The 7,325-nt window shown below is 71.7% G+C and carries 5 protein-coding genes; 4 read left to right on the forward strand and 1 reads right to left on the reverse strand.

The window, feature by feature from the left end; translation table 11 throughout:
* Window positions 1-938, forward strand: a 938-nt coding sequence (locus EEJ42_RS36450; RefSeq protein WP_246097600.1) for an ATP-binding cassette domain-containing protein, incomplete at its 5' end; no start/stop codon positions are given.
* Window positions 935-2,716, forward strand: a complete 1,782-nt coding sequence (locus EEJ42_RS36455) for an ABC transporter ATP-binding protein (RefSeq protein WP_123106478.1) — start codon at window positions 935-937, stop codon at window positions 2,714-2,716. The genes EEJ42_RS36450 and EEJ42_RS36455, both read left to right, overlap by 4 nt.
* Before the next feature lie 74 nt (window positions 2,717-2,790).
* Here the strand turns inward: EEJ42_RS36455 and EEJ42_RS36460 are convergent, their stop codons facing one another.
* Window positions 2,791-3,582 carry a metal-dependent hydrolase gene (locus EEJ42_RS36460; protein ID WP_123106479.1) on the reverse strand — a complete coding sequence of 264 codons (792 nt, stop codon included), beginning with the start codon at window positions 3,580-3,582 and terminating at the stop codon, window positions 2,791-2,793.
* 136 nt (window positions 3,583-3,718) lie between these two features.
* On the opposite strand from EEJ42_RS36460, the gene EEJ42_RS36465 reads away from it, so the two are divergent.
* Both EEJ42_RS36465 and EEJ42_RS36470 read left to right on the forward strand, forming a co-directional pair.
* Window positions 3,719-6,232, forward strand: a complete 2,514-nt coding sequence (locus EEJ42_RS36465; protein WP_123106480.1) for a DEAD/DEAH box helicase — start codon at window positions 3,719-3,721, stop codon at window positions 6,230-6,232.
* A gap of 52 nt (window positions 6,233-6,284) precedes the next feature.
* Complete coding sequence (locus tag EEJ42_RS36470; RefSeq protein WP_123106481.1) at window positions 6,285-7,175, forward strand: acyl-CoA thioesterase; 891 nt, start codon at window positions 6,285-6,287, stop codon at window positions 7,173-7,175.
* The last annotated feature ends 150 nt before the right edge of the window (window positions 7,176-7,325 follow it).

A 7,325-nucleotide genomic window follows, 5' to 3' on the forward strand; every position in this document is an offset into this window, starting at 1 on the left:
CCCGGGTGCTGGCGCTGCGGCGCCCCTCGGCCGCGATCGAGGACGCGCGGGCGGCCGGGCCGGGCTCCGGCACCGGCGCTGGACCCGACGCCGGATTCGACGCCGGGCTCGGCACGAAGCCGCCGACCGGTGATCTGTACGACCCGGCCACCGGGATGCTGGCACCGAGCGGGCAACTGACCGCGGTGGTGTGCGGCGATCCGGACGCGGCGGGGCGGATGGCGGACCGGCTCGGCGGCCACCCCACCGAGGACGACGCGGAATCCGGGGACGGCGGCGGGGCGCCCTCGGCGCTGCTGGGCGGGGTCGCGCTGGACGAGGTGCCGCTGGCCACCGCGCGCGCCGCGGTACTCGTCCAGGACAAGGACCCGGTATTGCTGTCGGGCACGCTCACCGAGCTGCTGGATGTGCCGCGGTCGGGCGCGGTGCCGCCGAAGGAGGCGCTGGACGCGGCGCAGTGCGGTGATGTGCTGGAGGCGCTGGAGCAGGCCTCGGTGGCCGACTCCGGCGACGGCGACCCGATGGGCGCCCGGATCACCGAACGCGGCCGCTCGCTGTCGGGCGGCCAGCGGCAGCGGCTGGCGCTGGCCCGCTCGCTGGTGACCGACCCGGAGGTGCTGGTGCTGGACGAACCGACGTCGGCCGTGGACTCGCACACCGAGGCACGCATCGGGGAGGGGCTGAAGCGGCTCCGGACGGACCGGACCACGGTTGTGTTCACCTCCAGCCCGCTGCTGCTGGACCAGGCCGACCGGGTGGTGTTCGTGCACGACGGCGTGGCGGCGGGAGTGGGAAGCCACCGCGAGCTGCTGCGCACCGATCCCGCGTATCGCGCGGTGGTCACCCGGGAGCCGGACAACGGCGGGGAGCGGGACGACGGCCGCGGCGGGCTCACGGAACTGGAACGCATCGAGGAACAGATCGAGGAGTCGGCATGATCGGCGTGGCGCCACCCGTCTACGACCCGGCCGCACCGGAGTCGGCGACGACACTGCCGGTCGGCACGGCCGCCACCGTGCGGGACTACGTGCGCGAGCTGCTGCGGCGGCACCGGAAGGCCTTCAGCGTGCTGATGGCGGTGAACGCCACCGCCGTCCTCGCCTCGATGGTCGGCCCCCAGCTGCTGGGCGGGGTGGTCGAGGACCTGTCGCAGGGCAAGGACGACCTCCATATCGAGCGCACCGTCGCACTGTTCGCGGTGGCGCTCGTGGTGCAGACCGTGTTCGTACGGATGGTACGGCTGCGCGGTGCGGTGCTGGGCGAACAGATGCTGGCCGATCTGCGCGAGGACTTCCTCGTACGGTCGGTGGGGCTGCCGCCGGGCGTGCTGGAGCGGGCCGGGACCGGTGATCTGCTGTCCCGGATCACCACCGACATCGACCGGCTGGCGAACGCGATGCGCGAGGCGGTCCCGCAGCTCTCCATCGGCGTGGTCTGGACGGGCCTGCTGCTGGGCGCGCTGACCGTGACGGCCCCGCCACTGGGTCTCGCGGTGCTGGTGGCGCTCCCGGTGCTGGTGATCGGCTGCCGCTGGTACTTCAAGCGGGCGCCCAGCGCCTATCGCTCGGAGGCGGCCGGGTACGCGGCGGTGTCCGCGTCCCTGACCGAGAGCGTGGACGCGGGCCGGACCATCGAGGCCCACCGGCTGGGCGACCGGCGGATCGCCCAGTCCGAGCTGCGGATCAGGCAATGGACCGCGTGGGAGCGATACACGTTGTGGCTGCGCTCGGTGCTCTTCCCCGTGATCAACGTGAGCTACACGCTGATCACCGGCTCGGTGCTGATGATCGGCGGCGTCTGTGTGATGCGGGGCTGGATGTCGGTCGGCGAGCTGACGACGGGGGCGCTGCTGTCGCAGATGCTGGTCGAGCCGATCGGGCTGATCCTGCGCTGGTACGACGAGCTCCAGGTCGCGCAGGTGTCGCTGGCCCGGCTGGTGGGGGTGCGGGAGATCGAGCCGGGCCCGGCCGATGCCGGGGTGGCGCCCGTCGGCCGTGAGGTGCGGGCGGACGAGGTGCGGTTCGGCTACCGGGAGGGCAGCGATGTGCTGCACGAGGTGTCCATGACGGTGCCGCCGGGGACGCGGCTGGCGCTGGTGGGCCCGTCCGGCGCGGGCAAGTCCACGCTGGGTCGGCTGCTGGCCGGGATCTACGGGCCGCGGACCGGCCGGGTGACCCTGGGCGACGCGGAGCTGGCGCGGATGCCCGCCGAGCAGGTGCGCACCCATGTCGCCCTGGTCAACCAGGAGCACCATGTGTTCGTGGGCTCGCTGCGCGACAATCTGCTGCTGGCCCGGACCTCCGCGCAGGATGCCGAGCTCTGGGCCGCGCTCGCCGCGGTGGACGCGGACGGCTGGGCGCGGGCGCTGAAGGAGGGCCTGGACACGGAGGTCGGCTCGGGCGGACTGGCGCTGACCCCGGCGCAGGCGCAGCAGATCGCGCTGGCCCGGCTGGTGCTCGCCGACCCGCACACCCTGGTGCTGGACGAGGCCACCTCGCTGCTGGACCCGCGGGCGGCCCGCCATTTGGAACGGTCGCTGGCCCAAGTGCTGAACGGCCGGACCGTGGTCGCCATCGCGCACCGGCTGCACACCGCGCATGACGCGGATGTGATCGCCGTGGTCGAGGCGGGCCGGATCAGCGAGCTGGGCAGCCACGACGAGCTGGTGGCTGCCGACGGCGCCTACGCGGCGCTGTGGCGCTCCTGGCACCAGTGACACCCCGGGCGCCTGCGCCCCGGCGGTTCCCGGCACCGGCATCGCCAGGACCGGGACCGCCGTGGGGCGGGGGCTCAGATGAAGCCGAGGGCACCCAGCCCGCCGATTCCGCCGAGCACCATGAAGACGGGCATCAGCACCTTCAGCTCGACCCAGCTGCCCGCCCGGAAGCGCATGGCCTCCGGCGGGCCGATCGGGTACCAGCGCTTGCGGCCGATCGGTATGGGCCACAGGATCGGGCAGCCGGAGACGGTGAGCGCGTCGCCGATGTCGTGGACGAGGGCGCCGAGGATGATCGGCAGCCCCAGCCAGAGGTATTCCTGGCCCGGCGCGGTGAACAGCCAGTCCGCGCCGTTGCCCGGCTTGTTCAGGATGTCGGCGAGTATCCAGGCGCTGGTGGCGCCGAGGAGCCACACCAGGACGTCGCTGGAGACCCGCGCCGCCCGCCACAGCAGACCCTCGACCGCGAGCACCATGTGGACGAAGAGGATGCCGAGCACCGCCCAGCGGCCGCCGACCACGGCGAGTGCCGAGGATCCGGCGCCGATGAGGACGGCCCAGACCCAGGTGTGGGTCAGGGTGCGGTGGCCACCCGAGCGACGGGGGTCGCCCGGTTTCCTGGTCGACTTGTAGACCGCGTACGACAGCTTGTCGATCACTTCGCACAGCACCCGGGAGATCGGCCCGAAGGCGCGGGATATCGTCGCCGCCTTGTGGTCGAGGTCGGGGGCGAGCGCCGCTCCGGCGCAGATCAGCGCGCCGACGACGAGTACCGGCCAGGGCATCTCGTGGCCGGCCGCGGCGGCCGCCGCACCCACTCCCAGCCAGGCTGCCGCTCCGGACAGCGAATGCGCCGGTCCCATCATGGTCGTACCCCGCCCCTGTTCTTGCCCGCTTCGGTGCGGGAGTTGGTTGCATCGGCTCACCACACCCTAGCCACGGACGATCTTCGTCCGCACAGCCGGTTCCCGCCCCGCCGGGGAAACCAGGCAGTATAGGTCCGTGACTCTTATCGATCAGCTGCCGAGCGAAGCCGACCCCGACACTCTCTTCGAGAGGTTCTCGACCTGGGTCGAGGAGCGGGGCATCTCGCTCTATCCCGCCCAGGAGGAGGCGCTGATCGAAGTGGTGTCCGGGGCGAACGTCATTCTGTCGACGCCCACCGGATCGGGAAAGAGCCTGGTGGCCGCGGGCGCCCACTTCGCCGCGCTGGCCCGGGACGAGGTCACCTTCTACACCGCGCCGATCAAGGCCCTGGTCTCGGAGAAGTTCTTCGAGCTGTGCAAGCTCTTCGGCACCGAGAACGTCGGCATGCTCACCGGGGACGCGTCGGTCAACGCGGACGCGCCCGTCATCTGCTGTACGGCCGAGGTGCTGGCGTCCATCGCCCTGCGGGACGGCAAGGACGCCGACATCGGCCAGGTCGTGATGGACGAGTTCCACTTCTATGCGGAGCCCGACCGGGGCTGGGCGTGGCAGATCCCGCTGCTGGAGCTGCCACAGGCCCAGTTCATCCTGATGTCGGCGACGCTCGGCGATGTGACGCGGTTCGAGGAGGACCTGAACCGGCGCACCGGGCGGTCCACCGCGGTGGTGCGGTCGGCGACCCGGCCGGTGCCGCTGAGCTACGAATACCGCACGACGCCGCTCACCGAGACGCTCACCGAGCTGCTGGAGACCCGGCAAGCACCCGTCTACATCGTGCACTTCACCCAGGCCGCGGCGGTCGAACGGGCGCAGGCGCTGATGAGCATCAACATGTGCACGCGGGCGGAGAAGGACGAGATCGCCTCTCTGATCGGCAATTTCCGCTTCACCACCAAGTTCGGCCGGAACCTGTCCCGTTATGTCCGGCACGGCATCGGGGTGCATCACGCGGGGATGCTGCCGAAGTACCGGCGGCTGGTGGAGAAGCTGGCCCAGGCCGGACTGCTGAAGGTCATCTGCGGTACGGACACGCTCGGGGTGGGCGTCAACGTACCGATCCGGACCGTACTGTTCACCGCGCTCACGAAGTACGACGGCCAGCGGGTGCGGACGCTGCGGGCGCGGGAGTTCCACCAGATCGCGGGCCGGGCCGGGCGCGCCGGGTTCGACACCGCCGGGTTCGTGGTGGCGCAGGCGCCCGAGCACGTCGTCGAGAACGAGAAGGCGCTCGCGAAGGCGGGGGACGACCCCAAGAAGCGCCGCAAGGTGGTCCGCAAGAAGGCCCCGGAGGGCTTCGTCAACTGGGGCCAGAACACCTTCGAAAAGCTCATCGCCTCCGACCCCGAGCCGCTCACCTCCCGGTTCCGGGTCACCCACACGATGCTGCTGTCGGTCATCGCGCGCCCCGGCAACGCGTTCCGCGCGATGCGCCTCCTCCTCGAGGACAACCACGAGCCGCGCAAGAACCAGCTGCGGCACATCCGACGGGCGATCGCGATCTACCGCTCGCTGCTGGACGGCGGGATCGTCGAGCAGTTGGAGGCTCCCGACGCGGAGGGGCGGCACATCCGGCTGACGGTGGACCTCCAGCAGGACTTCGCGCTCAACCAGCCGCTGTCCACCTTCGCGCTCGCCGCCTTCGAACTGCTGGACCCCGAGTCGCCGTCCTACGCCCTGGACATGGTCTCGGTGGTGGAATCGACGCTGGACGACCCGCGGCAGATCCTGGCGGCCCAGCAGAACAAGGCGCGCGGCGAGGCGGTCGCCGCGATGAAGGCGGACGGGGTCGAGTACGAGGAGCGCATGGAGCGGCTCCAGGACGTCACCTACCCCAAGCCGCTGGAGGAGCTGCTCTTCCACGCCTACGGGCTCTACCGCAAGAGCCACCCCTGGGTCGGCGACCACCCGCTGTCGCCGAAGTCGGTGATCCGCGACATGTACGAGCGGGCCATGACCTTCACCGAGTTCACCGCGCTCTACGACCTGGCGCGGACCGAGGGCATCGTGCTGCGCTACCTGGCCAGCGCCTACAAGGCGCTGGACCACACCGTGCCGGACGATCTGAAGTCGGACGACTTCGAGGACATCATCGCCTGGCTCGGCGAGATGGTGCGGCAGGTCGACTCCAGCCTCTTGGACGAGTGGGAACAGCTCGCCAATCCGGAGGAGGAGTCCGCGGAGGAAGCGCAGGAGCGTGCCGACCAGGTCCGGCCGGTCACCGCGAACGCCCGCGCCTTCCGGGTGCTGGTGCGCAACGCGATGTTCCGCCGGGTCGAGCTGGCCGCGCTCGACAAGGCGGCGGAGCTGGGCGAGATGGATGCCGAGTCCGGCTGGGACGAGGACGCCTGGGGAGACGCGCTGGACGCGTACTGGGAGGAGTACGACGAGCTGGGCACCGGCCCGCAGGCCCGCGGTCCGAAGCTGCTCCAGATCGAGGAGCAGCCCGAGCACGGGCTGTGGCGGGTGCGGCAGACCTTCGACGATCCGAACGGCGACCACGACTGGGGCATCTCGGCCGAGGTCGACCTGGCCGCCTCGGACGAGGAGGGCCGGGCCGTGGTCCGGGTCACCGACGTGGGCCAGCTGTAGCCCTTCGGCCACCGTCCGGCCCCCGAACCCCCTCAGCGAAGGAGCACCTCCGATGACCAATCCCGCCGAACGTCTGGTCGATCTGCTCGACCTGGAACGGATCGAGGTGGACATCTTCCGCGGGCTGAGCCCCGACGAGTCGCTCCAGAGGGTGTTCGGCGGGCAGGTGGCGGGGCAGGCGCTGGTGGCCGCCGGGCGCACCACCGACGGGGACCGTCCGGTGCACTCGCTGCACGCGTACTTCCTGCGCCCGGGGCGGCCGGGCGTGCCCATCGTGTACCAGGTGGAGCGGGTCCGGGACGGGCGCTCCTTCACCACCCGCCGGGTCGTCGCCGTCCAGCAGGGTCGGACGATCTTCAATTTGACGGCCTCCTTCCACCGTCCGGAGCCGGGCATCGAACAGCAGCTGCCGATGCCCGAGGTACCTGAGCCGGAGAGCCTTCCGAAGCTCTCCGACGAGATCCGCGAGCACTTGGGTGCGCTCCCCGAGTCGCTCGCGCGGATGGAGCGCCGCCAGCCCTTCGACATCCGGTACGTCGAGCGGCTGCGCTGGACCGATGAGGAACTGAGGGAAGCGGAACCGCGCAGCGCGGTGTGGATGCGCGCGGTCGGACCGCTCGGGGACGACCCGCTCGTCCACACCTGCGCGCTCACCTACGCGAGCGACATGATGCTGCTGGACGCGGTGCGGGTGCCCGTCGAGCCGCTGTGGGGCCCGCGGGGCTTCGACATGGCCTCGCTGGACCACGCCATGTGGTTCCACCGGCCCTTCCGTACCGATGAGTGGTTCCTCTACGACCAGGAGTCGCCCGTGGCGACCGGCGGCCGGGGCCTGGCGCGCGGCCGGATCTACGACCGCTCGGGCCGCCTGCTTGTGTCCGTGGTGCAGGAGGGGTTGTTCCGCCCGCTGGCTCCGGCGCCGAAGCCCACGGAGAGCGGCTGAGCCTCCGCCTCCGGGCGGCACGCCCCGCCGTGGTTCAGCGCTTGCCCACCAGCCTGCGCCACAGGCCGCGCGGTCGGCCCGCGGACCGGCCCGGGGGCCGGGTCCGGCAGGTGGGAAGCGGCGCCACCGCGGCGTCCGGCCGCGGTGCGG

Origin of the sequence: Streptomyces botrytidirepellens (assembly GCF_003721215.1) — a bacterium.
GTDB lineage: Bacteria > Actinomycetota > Actinomycetes > Streptomycetales > Streptomycetaceae > Streptomyces > Streptomyces himastatinicus.

What these genes read in the sequence shown, in the direction of transcription:
- EEJ42_RS36470 (WP_123106481.1), top strand. Translation starts at nt 6,285, where the DNA reads ATGACCAATCCCGCCGAACGTCTGGTCGATCTGCTCGACCTGGAACGG.
- EEJ42_RS36460 (WP_123106479.1), bottom strand. Translation starts at nt 3,582, where the DNA reads ATGATGGGACCGGCGCATTCGCTGTCCGGAGCGGCAGCCTGGCTGGGA.
- EEJ42_RS36455 (WP_123106478.1), top strand. Translation starts at nt 935, where the DNA reads ATGATCGGCGTGGCGCCACCCGTCTACGACCCGGCCGCACCGGAGTCG.